The sequence below is a fragment of the uncultured Sunxiuqinia sp. genome, assembly GCF_963974515.1.
Classification (GTDB): Bacteria; Bacteroidota; Bacteroidia; order Bacteroidales; family Prolixibacteraceae; genus Sunxiuqinia.
The window spans coordinates 41,425-57,688 of the sequence record NZ_CAXBDD010000002.1 but is presented as its reverse complement, the minus strand read 5'-3'; the positions used below and the strand labels follow the sequence as shown (position 1 = coordinate 57,688).

Annotated in this window: 20 protein-coding genes; 6 read left to right on the top strand and 14 right to left on the bottom strand. The window is 45.1% G+C overall.

All coding sequences use genetic code 11. The features are described from left to right. Window positions 1-78: 78 nt before the first annotated feature. Together AAC033_RS00965 and AAC033_RS00960 are read left to right on the top strand one after the other, a co-directional pair. Window positions 79-933: a pirin family protein gene (locus tag AAC033_RS00965; protein WP_339734405.1), complete on the top strand. Its 855-nt coding sequence runs from the start codon at window positions 79-81 to the stop codon at window positions 931-933. Between the two features lie 101 nt (window positions 934-1,034). Further along, window positions 1,035-2,651, top strand: coding sequence for an ATP-binding cassette domain-containing protein (locus AAC033_RS00960; protein WP_339734403.1), 1,617 nt, complete (start codon window positions 1,035-1,037; stop codon window positions 2,649-2,651). A gap of 192 nt (window positions 2,652-2,843) precedes the next feature. Here the strand turns inward: AAC033_RS00960 and nspC are convergent, their stop codons facing one another. The 13 genes from nspC to AAC033_RS00895 all read right to left on the bottom strand — a co-directional run bounded on the left by nspC (window position 2,844) and on the right by AAC033_RS00895 (window position 12,561). Then, on the bottom strand, window positions 2,844-3,986 hold the full coding sequence (nspC, locus tag AAC033_RS00955) for a carboxynorspermidine decarboxylase (protein ID WP_339734401.1): 1,143 nt from the start codon (window positions 3,984-3,986) through the stop codon (window positions 2,844-2,846). 445 nt (window positions 3,987-4,431) lie between these two features. Beyond that, window positions 4,432-5,025, bottom strand: a complete 594-nt coding sequence (locus AAC033_RS00950; RefSeq protein WP_339734399.1) for a class I SAM-dependent methyltransferase — start codon at window positions 5,023-5,025, stop codon at window positions 4,432-4,434. Window positions 5,026-5,160: 135 nt separating this feature from the next. Next, window positions 5,161-6,192 carry an ACR3 family arsenite efflux transporter gene (arsB, locus tag AAC033_RS00945; protein WP_339734397.1) on the bottom strand — a complete coding sequence of 344 codons (1,032 nt, stop codon included), beginning with the start codon at window positions 6,190-6,192 and terminating at the stop codon, window positions 5,161-5,163. A 30-nt stretch (window positions 6,193-6,222) separates the two neighbouring features. Further along, window positions 6,223-7,026 (bottom strand): arsenite methyltransferase, encoded by an 804-nt coding sequence (gene arsM / locus AAC033_RS00940; RefSeq protein ID WP_339734395.1) that lies wholly within the window; start codon window positions 7,024-7,026, stop codon window positions 6,223-6,225. Next, the gene (locus AAC033_RS00935) at window positions 7,023-7,448 is read right to left on the bottom strand and encodes an arsenate reductase ArsC (RefSeq protein ID WP_339734393.1); all 426 of its coding nucleotides are present in this window, start codon (window positions 7,446-7,448) and stop codon (window positions 7,023-7,025) included. The genes arsM and AAC033_RS00935 overlap by 4 nt, the downstream gene beginning before the upstream one ends. A gap of 2 nt (window positions 7,449-7,450) precedes the next feature. Then, window positions 7,451-7,777 (bottom strand): metalloregulator ArsR/SmtB family transcription factor, encoded by a 327-nt coding sequence (locus tag AAC033_RS00930; RefSeq protein ID WP_339734391.1) that lies wholly within the window; start codon window positions 7,775-7,777, stop codon window positions 7,451-7,453. Between the two features lie 123 nt (window positions 7,778-7,900). Then, window positions 7,901-8,674, bottom strand: a complete 774-nt coding sequence (locus AAC033_RS00925) for an NAD(P)-binding domain-containing protein (RefSeq protein WP_339734389.1) — start codon at window positions 8,672-8,674, stop codon at window positions 7,901-7,903. 166 nt (window positions 8,675-8,840) lie between these two features. Further along, the gene (locus tag AAC033_RS00920) at window positions 8,841-9,674 is read right to left on the bottom strand and encodes a C-GCAxxG-C-C family protein (protein WP_339734387.1); all 834 of its coding nucleotides are present in this window, start codon (window positions 9,672-9,674) and stop codon (window positions 8,841-8,843) included. Between the two features lie 20 nt (window positions 9,675-9,694). After that, complete coding sequence (locus tag AAC033_RS00915; protein ID WP_339734385.1) at window positions 9,695-10,738, bottom strand: permease; 1,044 nt, start codon at window positions 10,736-10,738, stop codon at window positions 9,695-9,697. Window positions 10,739-10,790: 52 nt separating this feature from the next. Beyond that, window positions 10,791-11,492, bottom strand: a complete 702-nt coding sequence (locus AAC033_RS00910; RefSeq protein ID WP_339734383.1) for an aromatic aminobenezylarsenical efflux permease ArsG family transporter — start codon at window positions 11,490-11,492, stop codon at window positions 10,791-10,793. Window positions 11,493-11,496: 4 nt separating this feature from the next. Further along, window positions 11,497-11,931: a nitrophenyl compound nitroreductase subunit ArsF family protein gene (locus AAC033_RS00905; RefSeq protein ID WP_339734381.1), complete on the bottom strand. Its 435-nt coding sequence runs from the start codon at window positions 11,929-11,931 to the stop codon at window positions 11,497-11,499. 9 nt (window positions 11,932-11,940) lie between these two features. Further along, window positions 11,941-12,204, bottom strand: a complete 264-nt coding sequence (locus AAC033_RS00900) for a thioredoxin family protein (RefSeq protein ID WP_339734379.1) — start codon at window positions 12,202-12,204, stop codon at window positions 11,941-11,943. A gap of 57 nt (window positions 12,205-12,261) precedes the next feature. Further along, on the bottom strand, window positions 12,262-12,561 hold the full coding sequence (locus AAC033_RS00895; protein WP_339734377.1) for a metalloregulator ArsR/SmtB family transcription factor: 300 nt from the start codon (window positions 12,559-12,561) through the stop codon (window positions 12,262-12,264). A gap of 344 nt (window positions 12,562-12,905) precedes the next feature. Between AAC033_RS00895 and AAC033_RS00890 the strand changes: the two genes are divergently transcribed. From AAC033_RS00890 to AAC033_RS00880, 3 genes are all read left to right on the top strand, one after another. Continuing rightward, entirely contained in the window at window positions 12,906-13,574 is a 669-nt protein-coding gene (locus tag AAC033_RS00890) for a hypothetical protein (protein ID WP_339734375.1), read from the top strand. A gap of 430 nt (window positions 13,575-14,004) precedes the next feature. Beyond that, window positions 14,005-14,505, top strand: a complete 501-nt coding sequence (locus AAC033_RS00885) for a hypothetical protein (RefSeq protein ID WP_339734374.1) — start codon at window positions 14,005-14,007, stop codon at window positions 14,503-14,505. 3 nt (window positions 14,506-14,508) lie between these two features. Beyond that, window positions 14,509-14,694: a hypothetical protein gene (locus tag AAC033_RS00880; RefSeq protein WP_339734372.1), complete on the top strand. Its 186-nt coding sequence runs from the start codon at window positions 14,509-14,511 to the stop codon at window positions 14,692-14,694. 143 nt (window positions 14,695-14,837) lie between these two features. Here the strand turns inward: AAC033_RS00880 and AAC033_RS00875 are convergent, their stop codons facing one another. Beyond that, a complete protein-coding gene (locus AAC033_RS00875) occupies window positions 14,838-15,317 on the bottom strand; it encodes a hypothetical protein (protein ID WP_339734370.1) in 480 nt (159 codons plus the stop codon). A gap of 246 nt (window positions 15,318-15,563) precedes the next feature. Here AAC033_RS00875 and AAC033_RS00870 point away from each other — a divergent pair, with 246 nt between their 5' ends. Next, a complete protein-coding gene (locus AAC033_RS00870) occupies window positions 15,564-16,232 on the top strand; it encodes a hypothetical protein (RefSeq protein ID WP_339734368.1) in 669 nt (222 codons plus the stop codon). Window positions 16,233-16,264 lie beyond the last annotated feature (32 nt).

Sequence of the window (16,264 nt, the reverse complement as noted above, 5' to 3'; positions counted from 1 at the left end):
TCATTTAAACATCTGTTGGTTCCTGTTGTTTTTTATACCGAAAGCATTTTAAAAATTAATCGTTACAAGTTATTCGTTATGAAGACCATCAAAAAGATTCACCAGCCGGTTTACGAACCCATACAAGATTTAATTACATACCGGGTTATTCCAACCCCCTCGATTAAGTACATGGACCCGTTTTTATTTTTGAACCACCACGGGCCGCAGGATTATCCGCCAAACAATAATGGACTTCCATTTGGTCCGCACCCACACCGGGGCATGGAAACGGTCACCTTTATTTTGGATGGTGATATTGCTCATTTCGACAGCAGTGGCGAAAAGAGCGTGATCAAATCGGGTGGGGTACAATGGATGACTGCGGGAAGCGGTTTGATTCATTCTGAAGTTTCGTCGGATGAATTTAAGCGAAATGGCGGCCACCTCGAGATTTTGCAGCTTTGGATTAACCTGCCAGCGCGCTCAAAAATGACAAAACCCTTCTATAAAGGGCTTCAAAAAGAACAGGTTCCTACGATACCCTTGGATGACGAGAAGGTGTTCGTTAACCTGGTTTCCGGCGACTGGGAAGGAGTCGAAGGTGCTTTTCACTCAGGCATTGGCGTTCAGCTGTCAACCATTGATTTCAAGGCGGATGGCCAGTTGCAGTTGAGCATTCCCGAAACGGAAAATGTATTCTTCTATCTGATTCGAGGGCAAATGGAAGTCAACGGTGAGCTGGTTGACGAGAAAAAATTGGTTGAGTTTGAAAATGACGGCCAAAAAATCAACATCCGGGCAACTATGCCAAGCGTGGTCCTGCTGGGCTATGCGCCACCGCTAAAGGAGCCGGTGGTTTCGCAGGGCCCGTTTGTGATGAACACCCGCGAGGAAATTGAGCAGGCTTACGAAGACTACCAGAACGGGAAGTTTGGAAGCTTCAATCATTAGGCTATAAGGTTAAATTACTGTCAAGTTCCTGCCTGTTGTCTTTTTGCTGTTGATTTAAAGTGTACTTTTGCCGCTCGAAATAGAAAAAGAATAGCGATCAGATGATTACAGTATCAAACTTAGGAATACAATTTGGCAAGCGCGTATTGTTTCAGGATGTGAACCTGAAATTTACAGCAGGAAATTGCTACGGCATCATTGGCGCCAATGGCGCGGGAAAATCAACCTTTCTGAAAATGCTTTACGGCGGACAGGATCCCACTTTTGGGCATGTGAGCATTGCGTCGGGCGAGCGGCTATCGGTATTGAAACAGGACCACCAGGAATTTGATGAGGTGTCGGTCTTGGATACCGTGATGATGGGGCATGACAAACTGTGGAAAGTGAAGGTTGAAAAGGACCAGCTTTACATGAAGGAAGACTTCACGGAAGCTGACGGGATGAAAGCGTCGGAGCTGGAAGATCAGTTTGCCGAAATGGATGGCTGGAACGCCGATAGTAATGCGGCCAGCTTACTAAGTGGACTGGGCATTGACGAGTCACTTCATTATAAATTGATGAAAGACCTGAGTGGAAAAGAAAAGGTAAAAGTGCTGCTGGCTCAGGCTCTATTTGGCAAACCCGACAACCTGTTGCTTGATGAGCCGACCAACGACCTGGACTTGGACACGGTTTCTTGGTTGGAAAATTACCTGTCGAACATTGACCAAACGGTGCTGGTGGTTTCGCACGACCGTCACTTTTTGGATGCCATTTGCACCCACACGGTAGACATCGATTTTGGAAAAGTACAGTTGTTTGCCGGTAACTACAGTTTCTGGTACGAATCGAGCCAGCTGGCTTTGAGACAACAAGCGGCACAGAACAAAAAGGCAGACGAAAAGAAGAAGGAATTGCAGGAATTTATCGCCCGCTTTTCAGCCAACGTAGCTAAGTCGAAACAAACGACCAGTCGGAAGAAGATGTTGGAAAAGCTGAACGTGGACGAAATAAAACCTTCCACCCGAAAATATCCCGGAATTATTTTCACGCCGGAGCGCGAACCGGGAAACACCATCCTCGAAGTACGCAACCTGAGTAAAACATCGGGGGGCGACTTGCTTTTTAAGGATGTGAGCTTTGTGGTTGAAAAAGATGATAAAATCGTCTTCCTGTCGCGCGACCCGCGTGCCATGACTGCCATGTTCGAAATCCTGAATGGCCATGAAAAGGCGGATACCGGAGAATTCGACTGGGGGGTAACCATCACCAAAGCCTATTTACCCCTGGATAACGCCGAGTTTTTCGAAAAAGATCTATCACTTGTTGATTGGCTGGGACAATACAGCTCCGACACCAGCGAGAACTTTTTGCGGGGTTACTTGGGGAAAATGTTGTTTTCAGGTGAAGAGATTTTCAAAAATACCAAGGTGTTGTCGGGAGGGGAGAAGATGCGCTGCATGATTGCCCGTATGATGTTGGCCAACGCCAACCTGATGATGCTGGACACGCCAACCAACCACCTTGATTTGGAATCCATTCAGGCATTCAACAACCGGTTAACACAGTTTAAGGGCAACATCCTGATGTCGTCGCATGACCACGAGTTTATTCATACCGTTTGTAACCGGGTGATTGAACTGACACCGAACGGCATCATCGATAAACAAATTGAATACGACGATTACATTAGCAGCGACGAAATCAAAGAACGAAGAGCCGCGATGTATAAGAAATAGATTTTATTTAGCATGATCAATACAGCCTTGCAATGCAAGGCTTTTTTTATGCCGGTTAGTGAATAGTCATTCAATGGATTCGAAACAACAAATGACGATTGAATGACAACGAATAACCACTTTTTAATCGTGGTAGCCAGAAAGCATTTGTATAGGTTGGAACACAGACGTCTGCGCCAGTCGCTTTCAATCCTAACTCAGCTTACTTTTGTAGTCATCATATCCAAATTGCCTCACCAACTGAAATTCGCCATTCTCCCGGATGATTCCGATAGCCGGATGTTGGACGCCATTAAAAAAGGTGGTTTTCACCATCGTGTAGTGAATCATATCTTCAAAAATAATGACGTCGCCGACTTGTAGTTCTTCGTCAAACGACCAGTAGCCCATGTAGTCACCGCTCAGGCAACTGTTGCCGCCCATGCGGTAGGTCGGTTTTCCACTCACCGGGCCAAAGCTGGCCTGCCGGATACGAGGCTGGTAGGGCATTTCGAGGCAATCGGGCATGTGTGCGGCAAACGACACGTTCAGCATGGCGGTTTGAATGCCTTTGTTCTCCACTACATCGAGCACGGAGGCTTTCAGGAAGCCGGTTTCCCAGGCGAAAGCGCTGCCCGGCTCCAGAATCAAATGCAAATGCGGATAACGACTTTTAAAGCCTTGAAGCAGGCCAATCAGATGTTTGGTGTCGTAATCCTTACGGGTCATCAGGTGGCCGCCGCCCATGTTGAGCCACTTGACCTGCTGAAGGTAGACTCCGAATTTTTCTTCCACCGCAGCCAGTGTCTTTTCCAGGTCGTACGATCCCGACTCACAAAGCGTATGAAAGTGTAGGCCGTCCAAACCTTGGGGTAAACGATCGGGCAGTTGTTCGGCAATCACACCCAGACGGGAACCCGGTGCACAGGGATTGTACAATTCGGTTTCCACCTCCGAAAATTCAGGATTGATTCGTAAACCTACTGAAATCGGCCGCCCAGCTTGGGCCAGTCGTGGCTGAAAACGATCGAACTGGCTGAGTGAGTTAAAGGTGATGTGGCTCGAGCACTGCATCAGCTCGTCAAACTCCGCCGGATCGTACACTGGTGCGTAGGTATGCGCCAGGCTGTTCATCTTGTCGCGACAAAGTTTCGCCTCGCTCAAGGAGCTGGCTGTTGCTCCGCTAATATATTCCTTCACCACCGAAAAGGCGCTCCACATAGCAAAGCCCTTGAAAGCCACAATAATTTCAACACCGGCAGCATCGGCAACCGAGCTGATCAGTTGCAGGTTTTTACGTAACAACTTTTCGTCCAGTACAAAGCAAGGCGAGGGTATCGTATTAAAATCAGTCATGTATCTTCAATTAATTTAAGGCCCACAAAATAAGGATTTTTTTGCTCCGATTGGATGCCAACCGCAAAGGAAATCGAATTGTACGGCTTTGCTGTCGCGCGGCATAACGAGAAAAGCCTCTCTTTTGGCATTACGTTTCAAGGCCTTGCCGGAATCGGATAAAACCACCCGGAAATGGAAGAAGTACGGTCTTGATGCAATTCCAGGCGATACCTCCTGTCCGGGCAGGGATCGTATCCAAGGCGAAAGATTCTCTACACTGTTCAGCACACGACTATGCCGGTGAAAAAAGATTTGTGCATGTACAAACAGTTTTATATTGATGCATACTCAAAACGGGACAGCTCGGGGGAACGTTTAGACTTAGAGGTTTCGAGTCAATCCAATACGCGGCTTTGCGCCTTTGCGTAAAAGAAATTTTAAGTTCCAAATTCGAATAGCACATTTATTTCACTGCCACCAGCCGAATGACATGGGCTTTTCCTTTATGAAAGGGCCCTTCGTCCAATTCCACATCGGCTTCCGAAATGTTGACATTGGCGAAACCGGCGAAATCTGCTTGCAGTTCTTCCTTCGAAAATAACAGGTCAATGTCTCTGGGGCCGCCGGAGTTGTTGTGGATTTGCGACTTGGAAAAACCTTCCAAAATGACTGTGCCTCCTGCCTTAAGAGCAGCTTTCAGTCTTTGGATAAAACCCTGGCGTTGGGGTAGCGGCATGTGTGTAAAGATGAGCGCCACACAGTCGAAAGCCTCCGGCTCCAGTCGAATGGTATCATACGAATCCAGCTGGTATTCGATTTTCACCTGCCGGGCGGTGGCCAGCTGCTCCGCTTTTTTCTTTCCTTCGGTGCTGGTGTCGAAAGCCGTGACCTGCCACTTGTTTTGGGCTGCAAATACGGCGTTGCGTCCTTCACCTTCGCCGGGTAACAAAATGGTACCGGCTATCAGCTTGTTCAGCTCCTGTCTGAAAAACATATTGGGTTCCGTGCCGTAAGCATATTCTTCGGCGGCAAATCGTTCATTCCAAAATTCACTCATACTCGTATTTTTGGGTATTCAAACAAGAGGCCGGGCCGCAAAGTTTAATCCGAAAAATTCACGAATTTTTCGGAATTGTACCGCACGACCCATCGCTCAGTTACTCAATTCACTGCGTTTTTGCATGAATTCGGGTTAATACTTCCACTTATTTGCCAGTGCCACCAGCGAAAGCATAACGGGAACTTCAACCAAAACCCCCACAACGGTAACCAGTGCTGCGGGCGACTGAAGCCCAAACAGCGCAATGGCAACCGCTACGGCCAGTTCGAAAAAGTTGCTGGCGCCTATCATGGCGGCTGGGGAGCAAATGGCATGCGGCAGTTTCAATTTTCGACCGCCAAACCAAGCCACAAAAAAGATGAAATAGGTTTGAATGACCAGCGGAATAGCCACCAGCAGAATAATCAGCGGGTTTTCGGTAATCGTATTTCCCTGGAAGGCAAACAGCAAAATCAAGGTGAGCAATAAAGCCAAAATAGAAACGGGTTTGAACCGGGGCAAAAAGTTTTCCTTGAACCAGGTTTCGCCTTTGCGGTCAATTAATATTTTGTGCGTGAGGTAGCCGGCCAACAGCGGAACCACCACAAAAATCAGTACGCTCGCTACCAGCGTATCGTACGGAACCTGCACATTGGTAATGCCCAGCAGCAAGCCCACAATGGGTACAAAAGCCACCAAGATGATCAGGTCGTTGACCGACACCTGTACCAGCGTATAGTTGGGGTCGCCATCGGTAAGGTAGCTCCACACAAAGACCATGGCTGTGCAGGGCGCGGCCCCCAGCAGAATGGCTCCGGCAATGTATTCACCAGCCATTTCGGGACTGATCCACGCCGCGTAAATTTTGGTAAAGAAAATCCAGGCGAAAAAAGCCATGGTAAAAGGCTTGATCAGCCAGTTGATAACCAGTGTCAATATCAAGCCTTTGGGACGTTTCCCAACACTTTTGATACTCGAAAAGTCGACTTGTAGCATCATGGGGTAAATCATGAGCCAAACCAAAATAGCTACGGGTATATTGACTTTAAAGACTTCCCAGCTGCTTAGCATGCTAACACTTTCGCCTGCAAAATTGCCGATGAGAATTCCGGCTCCAATGCACAATGCCACCCAGAGGGTAAGGTATTTCTCGAAGAATCCAATTTGTTTTTTCTCCTGGGTCATGATGATTGTTGTTATGTGGGGTGTTTTGTTCTATTTTGAAGCGTTAACGGTGATACTGTAAATTCCGGCATCGGTGGCTTGATAATCTGCCAGCTCCAGTTCACTCAGGTATTGCAGGAGCACCTGCTCCGGAATCGCTATTTTTCGTTGCTTTTTGATTTCGGGCTGCGAAAAGCCTTGCTCGCGAATCAATTTCAGGTACTCATCGATGGGCAAGGCACCTGACACACAGCCGGCATACAGTTCAGCTGCTTCCTGCAGCTTTGCGGGCAAAGTGCCGGTAATCACCACGTCCGAAATGCAAAAATGTCCGCCGGGCTTCAATACCCTGTAAATTTCACCAAAGGCTTTTTGCTTGTCCGGCACCAGGTTCAGCACACAATTACTGATCACCACATCGTAAGCGTTGTCCGGAAGGGGCATATTTTCAATATCTCCCTGGATAAACTCCATGTTTTGAAATCCGGTTTTCACCAGATTTTGCCGCGCTTTTTGAACCATCTCGTCGGTGAAATCGATACCCGTCACTTTTCCATCGGGGCCCACGAGGCTGCGGGCTACAAAGCAGTCATTACCCGCTCCCGACCCCAAATCCAGCACCTGGTCTCCCTTTTCAATTCCAGCAAATTCGGTTGGCAAACCACAACCCAGGCCCAGGTCAGCATCCTTGTTGTAGCCGGCCACATGTTGGTATTCATCGCCAATCATGCTGAATTCGAGTTCACCACAACAACCTCCAGTACCACAACAGCTTTGCGGCGCCGTCAGAAGACTTTGGCTGGCAATGCTGCCGTATTTTTCCCTGACCACTTGTTTTAAATCTTCGGCTTTCATAATTGAGGTTCAATTTGTTCAGTGTAGAGTTTCCAGAATCCGGCTTTAATTTCGTCACGAACGCGGATAAATTCGCTCCAGATGAATTCTTCGGTTCCAACGGCATGCGACGGGTCATCAAAGCCGATGTGCAACCGGTGTTTTACTTTGCCCATAAAGGCCGGGCAGGCTTCGTTGGCGCCTCCGCATACGGTAACCACATAATCCCACTCATCAGCAAGGTACTTCTCCACCGAATCGGATGTGTGGTGACTAATATCAATGCCAATCTCTTTCATGGCAGTAACGGCTTTCTGGTTCAATTTTCCCGAAGCTTCGGTGCCCGCTGAACATACGGTGATGTTGGGGTCGAACGATTGTAAAAAGCCGTGAGCCATTTGGCTGCGGCAACTGTTTCCGGTGCAAAGAATCAATACTTTCATTTTTAACATTTTGAATTGGTACAACAATCAATTTCGGTGAGAAAACCATCCAGGCTCTCTTTCACCTTTAGGAGTGTATCAGCGTTCAGGCAATAATTGGTTTTAGCGCCTTGAATCTCTCCCACGATGAGATTTAGTTTCTTTAGTTCCTTTAAATGCTGGTGAACTGTTGTCCGGCTCAGGGGAAGTTCATCCGAAATATCTCCTGAGATACAAACTTTGGTTTCGGCCAGGTACTTTAAAATCGCCAAACGGGCCGGATGCGACAGCGCTTTGAAAATCGCCGCTGTTTCCTGCAAATCTTTTTCAAATAAATTAACCTTGGTCATTGTTGAAGAATATATGTCGCAAATATACGACACAATTTCAAAATGTCGCTTTTTTACGACATCTTTTTTTGAAAATAATAAAAGAGGCTGAAATAGATCATTTCAGCCTCTTTGCGAAAGTCTTTACGGTTTGATCTTCCCAAACAAGCCCATCAGCTTGGTTTGATACATTTCGGTGATTTCAGTTTCGTGCTCACCAATGGGTTTAACTGGAATCAAGTCCATCACTTCAGCAGGGGTGAGGCCGGATTTGTAATAAAGCTTGATGGCTTTTTCAAGCGAAGCCTTGACGGCTTTGTTTGCTTCCTTTTCCGACAAGCCGGTTTGCAGCGCCACATCGTGCATGGCTTGCCATTGGAACCAGAAATAAGTGGGAAGCATAGCCGAAACAATCGCATAGCTCTCGAGCTTGGCTTCTTCCGTTTCGAAGGTTTTGCCCAACTTCTTTAGGAATTTTAGCAGCTGCTTTTTTTCTTTTTTATCGAATTCGGAGGCAAAAGCAATGGGGTTATAACCTTCGTTGATATACGAAGTCACATTGGGAATCATCCGTGCAAGTTTTTTTGTTGGCAGGATGGATGCCATCTTTTCCAGGCTGATTTTAGGCGCGAGCGAAATCACAAGCGTTTCTTCGGCCATCGCGTCTTTAATGGCCTGCAAAGTCTCCATAACAACAGGAGGGTGCACTGCAATAAAAACGATTCCCTGTGCAGCCGCCTCAGGAGCTGTAGTGACTGCCGTTACGACCGGAAAATCAGCTTGCAGCACTTCGATCGTTTCGGCATTGGGTTCAAACACATGGACTACTTCGGGTAAAGCTTTTTTTTCGGAAAGCCCCTGGAGGAAAATCCGGGTGATTCGTCCTCCGCCAATAAAACCGATTGATTTTGATTTCATACGTTAATGATTTATTTGGTTACCGCTTTTATTCTTCATGATTGTCCGCTTACTTGCCTATTTGTTCTGTATTGGCTGTCAATTATTGTCATTCATCGTCACTGATCGTCTCAAATCAACTTAATGACTCTTTAATGACATTAGGCAATCCTACGTATATTTTATTTTATTCCTTCATGAATTTGTAATGTACATCTGAGAAAACCCTGTGCCCAATAGATTCGGAGTGGCACGAATTACAACTCATCTTGACAGCCGTGTTATCCAGTTTGCCGTCTCCTCCATGACATGCTACGCAGGTGCTCACGGTTTCGTTGCTATGAATCCCTGCTATGTAGGCATCGGTATGAATTTCATTGAGCGCAGCGGTCACTTTTTTTGCCACATCGGCGGTCAGGCGCCGGCACCTTTCTTTTCGTTCCTTGCTGCTTATCTTATATCCTGATTGCTTGCTCCAATTTGTATTTGAAGCGTGGCACAAAACTGAATTGGAAACGGCGGTGGGAGGCGAAAATTCAAAATTGGCTTTTTGAGGTCTAAATTCCGGCAGCGGTTCTTTTTCATACCATTGAAAGAGATCGGTGATCATCTGATCCTGAACATTTTTGTCGGTAATGAGCAAACCAATGAGCGCCGCCGCACCGTTTAACGTGCCGCATACCGAGCCATAGCCACCAATGCCACCGTGCCCATATTTAAATAGATGGGTGGGGAATGACACAAACGGTTCGCCAAATTTTTCAGCCAGTTGAGAGATGATACTCGTGACGGTGGCGTACATGCAACTTCCCTCGCTGTAGGATTGATAGGCCAGCTCAGCAGTAACGGAAGGATCGAGTGGCTCATATTTCCAATTGCTTTCCGTAGGGGTAAACTTCAGTTTGTGTGGCGCTGCCTGGAGCTGGCTTTTTGGTTTAAATGCTTGCGAAAGTGTCAACAATCCGGCTCCACCTCCGGCAATAACGCCAGCAGTTATCTTCATTGCTTTTCGTCTATCCATTTTCTTTTCTTGTGTTTAGTTTATAATATCCAGTTGAATAGGTATCCCAATAAAATGATGAACACCGTGATTGTGCCGAAGAAAATACCAATCAGCTTCCACTTCATCACTTTTTTCAGAAGGGTTGCTTCGGGCAATGAAAGGCCCACAACTGCCATCATAAAAGCGATACCGGTTCCCAGCGGAACGCCTTTGGCAACAAATACCTGAATGACCGGGACAATTCCGGCAGCGTTGGCGTACATGGGTACAGCAAGGATTACCGCAAGGGGTACGGCGTACCATTTATCAGCTGAAAGAAATTCCGTAAAGAAATTCTCGGGCACATAACCATGCATGGCCGCGCCAATCGCAATCCCAATCAACACGTACACCAACACTTTGCGCACAATGTCCCATCCTTCGCGTATGATACTTGGCAGCCGGTCGATAAACGGCGTTCGGTCTATTTCCCATTTTTCCGATTCTTGTTCCGAATTGGCTTGAATCTCTTTGACCCAGTCGCTGAGGTAGCGGTCCAGCTTTAATTTTCCCAAGATAAATCCGCCGATTGTTCCCAAAAGAATCCCGCTGAGGGAGTAAATCAAGGTCACTTTAATTCCAAACAGCCCGAGAAACATCGCAACTGCAACTTCATTAACCAAGGGAGAGGTGATCAAAAATGCGAAAGTTACCCCAAGCGGTATTCCACCTTTGACAAAACCGATAAAAAGCGGAATAGACGAACAGGAACAAAAGGGAGTGATGGCGCCAAATAATGAGGCGAACAAATATTGTAGCCCATACATCTTCTTTGTCGTCAGGTAAATGCGCAGTCTGTCAACCGGAAAATAAGCGTTGACTGCTCCCATCAATGAGCTGATCAGGAATAAGAGGATCAGAATCTTAATGGTGTCGTAGATAAAGAAGTTGATGGCTTCGCCAAGGTGGCTTTCCGCTTTTAATCCAACCAGATCGTACGTCAAATAATTGACCAAGGGTTGGAGAAAGTAGTAAACTAGCCCCAACAGCGGCAGGACAAGTGCGATGGATACAATCAGCTTTATTTTTTTATTCTTCTGCATGAAACGATGATCTAAGTTGTTCGCAAAAACACGAACATGCGATTCAAATTTTTTATAAGAACATGACCCAGACATAGTAGATCCCTACGCCGATAAACAACACGGCTACCACGCGGCGAAACCATCGCTCAACGGTCTTCATTTTGTTGTAAACGCCTCCAATTGAACCGACCGAAAAAGCAATTAACCAGGCAAACAGAATGACCGGAATGCCAGTAGCCAGCGCAAAAACGACGGGCAGATAAAGTCCCGATGCACTGCTGATGGTCATGGGGATCAGCATTCCAAAATACAGGACGCCACTGTAAGGACAAAAAGCCAGCGCAAATACAATACCCAGCAGTAAGACGCCCCAAAAGCCTTTATTGGCGCGACTTTCCATTTTACCGGTCAAGTTGTTGAGTCCCGGAATTTGGATAAAGTTTAGCATGCCAAGCATAAACAAGCCGATAAGGATGAGTATCGGCCCCAAAAGTTTTTCACCCCAGCTTTGAAAGAATCCTTCCAGATGAAACTGTCCGGCCCCAAAGAAGAAAAGCAAGCCAATGGCCGTGTAGGAAACAGCACGTCCAAGCGTGTACACCAGCCCATTGTAAAACACTTTTTTCCGACTTTCCAGGTCTTTGCTGATGTAGCCAATGGCGGTAATGTTGGTTGCCAAAGGGCAGGGACTGACGGCAGTCATCAGTCCCAGTATAAAAGCGGTAAACAATGGAAATTGCGAATTTTCCAGGAAATTTTGCAAAAGCTCCATAAGCTTATTTCATTGAATCGATGGTTGATTTCAGCTTGGCCTTGAACTTGTCAGGATTGGTCCGGGCGTTCAGGAAAGCATCGTTGGTCAGGTTCTTTACTTTGTCGCCGCTCACAATCAGCAGCGTTTGGCCGTTCACTTTGTATTTCTCAAGCAAGGGGTTCTCGCTATCTTCTTCGCGGTCGATTGACAAAAAAGCAACTTGGTCTCCGTAATGTTCTTTCAGGGCTTCTTTTGTTACTTTTTCAACGGCTTGGCACGTGACGCAGCGGCGGGTGGCATGAAAATAATAGGCTTTTACGCCTGCTCCAGTGGCTTGTTCCGCCAAGGTCACTTCCGTGCTGGTTAGTTCGGCAACTTTTGAGTCGCAACATTGCGCGCTGGCTGATAAAACTCCGGCCCACAGGGCGATGATTAAAATAAGCGTTAGCTTTTTCATTTTTGATGATTATTTGGTTAGTAATGTTTTGATTTCGGCAACCGTGGGGACTTTCCCTTTGACAAGCACTTTCCCGTCGACAACGAGGGCAGGAGTGGTCATCACCCCGTAATTCATAATCTCCACAATATCTTCGACTTTGGTAACAGAAGCAGAAATGCCAGCTTCGGCAACGGCTTCGCGGGTCGCTTTTTCAAGCGATTTACATTTGGGACAACCAGTCCCCAGGACTTTGATGTCCATTTGAATTGGTTTCAAATTCTGATAATCCATTGATTTTTGTTTTTATTCGTAATTCGCAAAATAGCGAACGATTGGGTTAAATTTTTTTTATCGATTCAAAAATTTCTGAAACAAGGCCTGCGCTTTTGCCCAGTTTTCACGGTTGATGCAGTATTTGATTTTGGGTGCTTCAATTTCACCTTGAATCAACCCTGCGTCTTTCAGTTCTTTCAGATGCTGCGACAGAGTCGATTTGGCGATGGGTAGCACGTCCGATAAGTCGCCACTATAGCAGCAAGCCTGCTTGTTTAGCAATTCCAGCACGTAAAGCCGCACCGGATGGCCTATGGCCTTGGCAAAGCGTGCCGCCTGAACCAGTTCTTCTGTAAATACAATTGTTTCTTTCATGATATTTGTTCGTAAAACTACGAACAAAAGTAGGAAGTTTTTCTGAATACAAAACAAACGAGCACAAAAAAATTTGGATTTGATTATCATATATAAGTTGATTAACCAACGAAAGCAGATGCCCGACGCACAAATAACAAGTTCTCATGCAACTTTGAAATGATGTATCGCATTTGTGACTTTAATCGCCGTGAAGATTTAAAGTGATGATGTTTTTTTCCTCCCTTGAATATTTGTCATATTTTTGCGCGCACTATATTGAAGGGAAAATCTTATTCCGGCGGATAAACCGGAATCAACTGAGTTGAAAACAAGAAAAAATTGATTTTTTAAAGAATGTAACGATGGATATAAGAAAACTGATTACAAGGACCGAAATGGTGGTGGGAGCCGCGCTGCTCATTTTTATAGCGTATGGTTTGTATCTCGGCCACCTTGTTGGCGTTGAAGAATTTTGGGAATATGTCAGAGAGGATGGACCGGCAGAATGGGCTACAGCTTTGTTTTTATTTTTCTGTAGTATGATTGGTGTATATTGGGTTTTTCAATTCCGGAAACTGAAGAAGCCGCTCTGGCTGATCACTTGGGGAGCCATGGCCGTTTTATTCTTTTTTGCAGCTGGCGAGGAAATCAGCTGGGGACAACGTGTATTTGGAATTGAAAGTAGCGATTTTTTTCTGGAAAACAACAAACAAGCTGAGACCAACCTGCACAACCTCATTGTTGGAGGACAAAATATTAATATCCTTATTTTCTCCCGGCTGATGTTTTTGGTGTTGATTATCTACTTTGTTTTTTCCAGGATCTTGGTTTTGAAAGTTCCTGTAATTAGGCGTCTGGTGAATCAATTTCGGGTGCCGCTACCTAAAAAGCAACACCTGATTCTGATGGGAGTCTCTACGGTAATGGTACTCTTGATTGGTTTAAAAAAGGAAAGCGAGCTGCACGAATTGTCCTTTGCCATGGTCTTTTTTATGATTTTCTTGAATCCGTACGAAATCGATCAGGATTAGGTTCCTGCTTCTAAAAAATACCGGTTGAAAGTCGCTTGAGGATAACTTAAGCGACTTTTTACGTTTTGAGAAACGGACTTAAAACCGACTTTTCAGGAGATGGAATTGTTTCTTGGCTAAAAGGCATTTCATATCCGATCAAAAGATGTTGGATTGCCGGCTCAATTTCAACTTCAATAATAAATTTAGATTACATAGCTTATTTTATAAATAATAAGAGTATCTTTGCGGAGGAAATAATGCTTCTCTAAACGGATGATGTCATTCTAAATATTGAATCACGTCATATTCCCGCCTCTGATTACGATGCTTTCATTGTTAAGATTTACTCTGCATTGAACGGCCAACCGTCGCTTTATTTTTCTTTTTTGCTTTTACAATATTAAATAGAAAATCATCAAATATCCAGAAATGGATTAAAAACGAGAAAATGAGAAAACAATTTTTATTGATTATCCTTCTAATCGCGACTAGCACAGCTTTCGCACAAGGTCCAATTTCAAAAGGTGAATCACAATTGAATGTTGGGGTAGGGCTTTCGTCTTGGGGCGTTCCCGTTTACTTGGGATTTGATCATGGCGTACACCAGGATATTACGTTGGGCGGAGAGCTATCTTTTCGTTCCTATAACGACAATTGGAATGGCAACAAATACGATCACTCGGTTATCGGAATTTTGGGAAATGCAAATTACCATTTTAACACCGTGTTGAATATTCCTTCGGACTGGGATTTTTATGCCGGTCTAAATCTGGGTTTCTACAACTGGAGTTCACCAAATGATTATGATGGTTCTCACAATTCGGGACTTGGATTGGGCGCACAAATTGGTGGACGCTATTATTTTAGTGATAATGTGGGAATCAACCTTGAGCTTGGCGGTGGAAATGCGTTCTCGGGTGGAAAATTTGGACTAACCATTAGACTATAAATTATGGATACAGAATTTGATTTTAAAAACTGGGGCGACATCATGATGAACCTCAAGAATAAATACCCTCAGTTGACCAACGCCGACTTGATGTGGAGGCATGAAACAAAAGATGATCTCTATAAAACAATAGCCAATAAAATTGGCAAAACGAAGAACGAATTGATTGCAGTTATTCAATCATTCTAATAGCCTCGTTTTCGACAATCTTTCTTTAGATGTAATGATCTTAAAACTACGGCCATGGAAGTCGTAGTTTTTTATTTTAACCTGGCTGGCGAGTGAAAGTCGGCTGAATTTGCTTGTTGATTTTCCAGATGGACACTTTTCTGTTATTCCAAATCAAAATCATTCTGAGAAATATCATCATCCGGATCTTTGTCGTATGGGCCAACACCCGGCGGGTTGAATAAACCCCAACGATCAATGATGTAGTCCCACTGATCGAATCCGGCAACCCAGTCGACAAACAACAATCGGTATTCTTCCATTAAGTCGCGAACGAGTTGAAAATATTCCACTTCTGCAAAGCCATACATTTCCAACGAATGCCTCTTAACCATTAAATCGCGCGCAGCCTTTCGGATAATGGCTGCCGCTTCCATTTTCAGGTCGCACAAGCCAACGTGATTTGCTCCGGCAATTTTTACTGACAAGGGTATCGCATCTGCCAGTATCTCGGCTTTCACATCTTGAAGATGTTCATTATCCTCTGGAATCAAATCCCCAATCCTTTTGACCAGATCAAATACCTCTCTTCCTTTTTGGAAGATAGCAAGTTCTTCAACAGGATCTTCGTTTTCTTCGTTCATTTTGATGGAATTGATAAAGTGACAAAAAGTAAGAACCACGAAACCGAAAGACGAGTTGCTGCACAGCATTGTTGCCACACGGACACGGCCAGGCTATTGGCTTAAAGTGCCATTCTTTTTTTTTTCTACTTCAAATAATTGTCCTATTTTTATCCGCATTATTTTGAAGAGGAATCCACTGCCGGAAGATTCAACCCGGATACACGAAGTTCAAAATAGACAAAATATTTTTAAACGAATGTTTTTATGGAAACAAAAAAGCTAATTGCAGGTACTGAGATGGCGGTTGGAGCCATTCTGCTTATTTTTATTGGTTATGGCCTGTATTTGGGTCATCTTGTTGGTGTTGACGAATTTTGGAACTTTGTGCGAGAGGATGGCCCCGTGGAGTGGCCCACAGCCCTGTTCTTATTTTTCTCTAGTTTAATAGCCGTTTACCGGTTTTTTCAATACCGGAAACTTAAAAAGCCACTTTGGCTGTTGACCTGGGGGGTCTTGGCCTTTTTGTTCTTTTTTGCGGCCGGCGAAGAAATCAGCTGGGGACAACGCGTGTTTGGAATTGAAAGCAGCGAATTTTTCCTGGAGCATAACAAACAGGCCGAAACTAACCTACATAACCTGGTTGTTGGAGGCCAAAGTATAAATATCCTGATTTTTTCCCGGTTGATGTTTTTGGTACTGATCATTTACTTTGTATTTTCTCGCTTACTGGTTTTGAAAGTTCCATTCATCCGCCGATTGATCAATCGTTTTCGGGTGCCGCTACCTAAAAAGCAACACCTGATTCTGATGGGCGTTTCAACGCTGATGGTGCTCCTGATTGGCTTGAAAAAAGAAAGTGAGCTGCATGAATTATCGTTTGCGATGGTTTTTTTCCTGATTTTCCTGAATCCTCACGAAATAGACCAGGATTAGATTCCTGATGTTATATCGATCGAACGAAGTCG

What these genes read in the sequence shown, in the direction of transcription:
- AAC033_RS00965 (WP_339734405.1), top strand. Translation starts at nt 79, where the DNA reads ATGAAGACCATCAAAAAGATTCACCAGCCGGTTTACGAACCCATACAA.
- AAC033_RS00960 (WP_339734403.1), top strand. Translation starts at nt 1,035, where the DNA reads ATGATTACAGTATCAAACTTAGGAATACAATTTGGCAAGCGCGTATTG.
- nspC (WP_339734401.1), bottom strand. Translation starts at nt 3,986, where the DNA reads ATGACTGATTTTAATACGATACCCTCGCCTTGCTTTGTACTGGACGAA.
- AAC033_RS00950 (WP_339734399.1), bottom strand. Translation starts at nt 5,025, where the DNA reads ATGAGTGAATTTTGGAATGAACGATTTGCCGCCGAAGAATATGCTTAC.
- arsB (WP_339734397.1), bottom strand. Translation starts at nt 6,192, where the DNA reads ATGACCCAGGAGAAAAAACAAATTGGATTCTTCGAGAAATACCTTACC.
- arsM (WP_339734395.1), bottom strand. Translation starts at nt 7,026, where the DNA reads ATGAAAGCCGAAGATTTAAAACAAGTGGTCAGGGAAAAATACGGCAGC.
- AAC033_RS00935 (WP_339734393.1), bottom strand. Translation starts at nt 7,448, where the DNA reads ATGAAAGTATTGATTCTTTGCACCGGAAACAGTTGCCGCAGCCAAATG.
- AAC033_RS00930 (WP_339734391.1), bottom strand. Translation starts at nt 7,777, where the DNA reads ATGACCAAGGTTAATTTATTTGAAAAAGATTTGCAGGAAACAGCGGCG.
- AAC033_RS00925 (WP_339734389.1), bottom strand. Translation starts at nt 8,674, where the DNA reads ATGAAATCAAAATCAATCGGTTTTATTGGCGGAGGACGAATCACCCGG.
- AAC033_RS00920 (WP_339734387.1), bottom strand. Translation starts at nt 9,674, where the DNA reads ATGGATAGACGAAAAGCAATGAAGATAACTGCTGGCGTTATTGCCGGA.
- AAC033_RS00915 (WP_339734385.1), bottom strand. Translation starts at nt 10,738, where the DNA reads ATGCAGAAGAATAAAAAAATAAAGCTGATTGTATCCATCGCACTTGTC.
- AAC033_RS00910 (WP_339734383.1), bottom strand. Translation starts at nt 11,492, where the DNA reads ATGGAGCTTTTGCAAAATTTCCTGGAAAATTCGCAATTTCCATTGTTT.
- AAC033_RS00905 (WP_339734381.1), bottom strand. Translation starts at nt 11,931, where the DNA reads ATGAAAAAGCTAACGCTTATTTTAATCATCGCCCTGTGGGCCGGAGTT.
- AAC033_RS00900 (WP_339734379.1), bottom strand. Translation starts at nt 12,204, where the DNA reads ATGGATTATCAGAATTTGAAACCAATTCAAATGGACATCAAAGTCCTG.
- AAC033_RS00895 (WP_339734377.1), bottom strand. Translation starts at nt 12,561, where the DNA reads ATGAAAGAAACAATTGTATTTACAGAAGAACTGGTTCAGGCGGCACGC.
- AAC033_RS00890 (WP_339734375.1), top strand. Translation starts at nt 12,906, where the DNA reads ATGGATATAAGAAAACTGATTACAAGGACCGAAATGGTGGTGGGAGCC.
- AAC033_RS00885 (WP_339734374.1), top strand. Translation starts at nt 14,005, where the DNA reads ATGAGAAAACAATTTTTATTGATTATCCTTCTAATCGCGACTAGCACA.
- AAC033_RS00880 (WP_339734372.1), top strand. Translation starts at nt 14,509, where the DNA reads ATGGATACAGAATTTGATTTTAAAAACTGGGGCGACATCATGATGAAC.
- AAC033_RS00875 (WP_339734370.1), bottom strand. Translation starts at nt 15,317, where the DNA reads ATGAACGAAGAAAACGAAGATCCTGTTGAAGAACTTGCTATCTTCCAA.
- AAC033_RS00870 (WP_339734368.1), top strand. Translation starts at nt 15,564, where the DNA reads ATGGAAACAAAAAAGCTAATTGCAGGTACTGAGATGGCGGTTGGAGCC.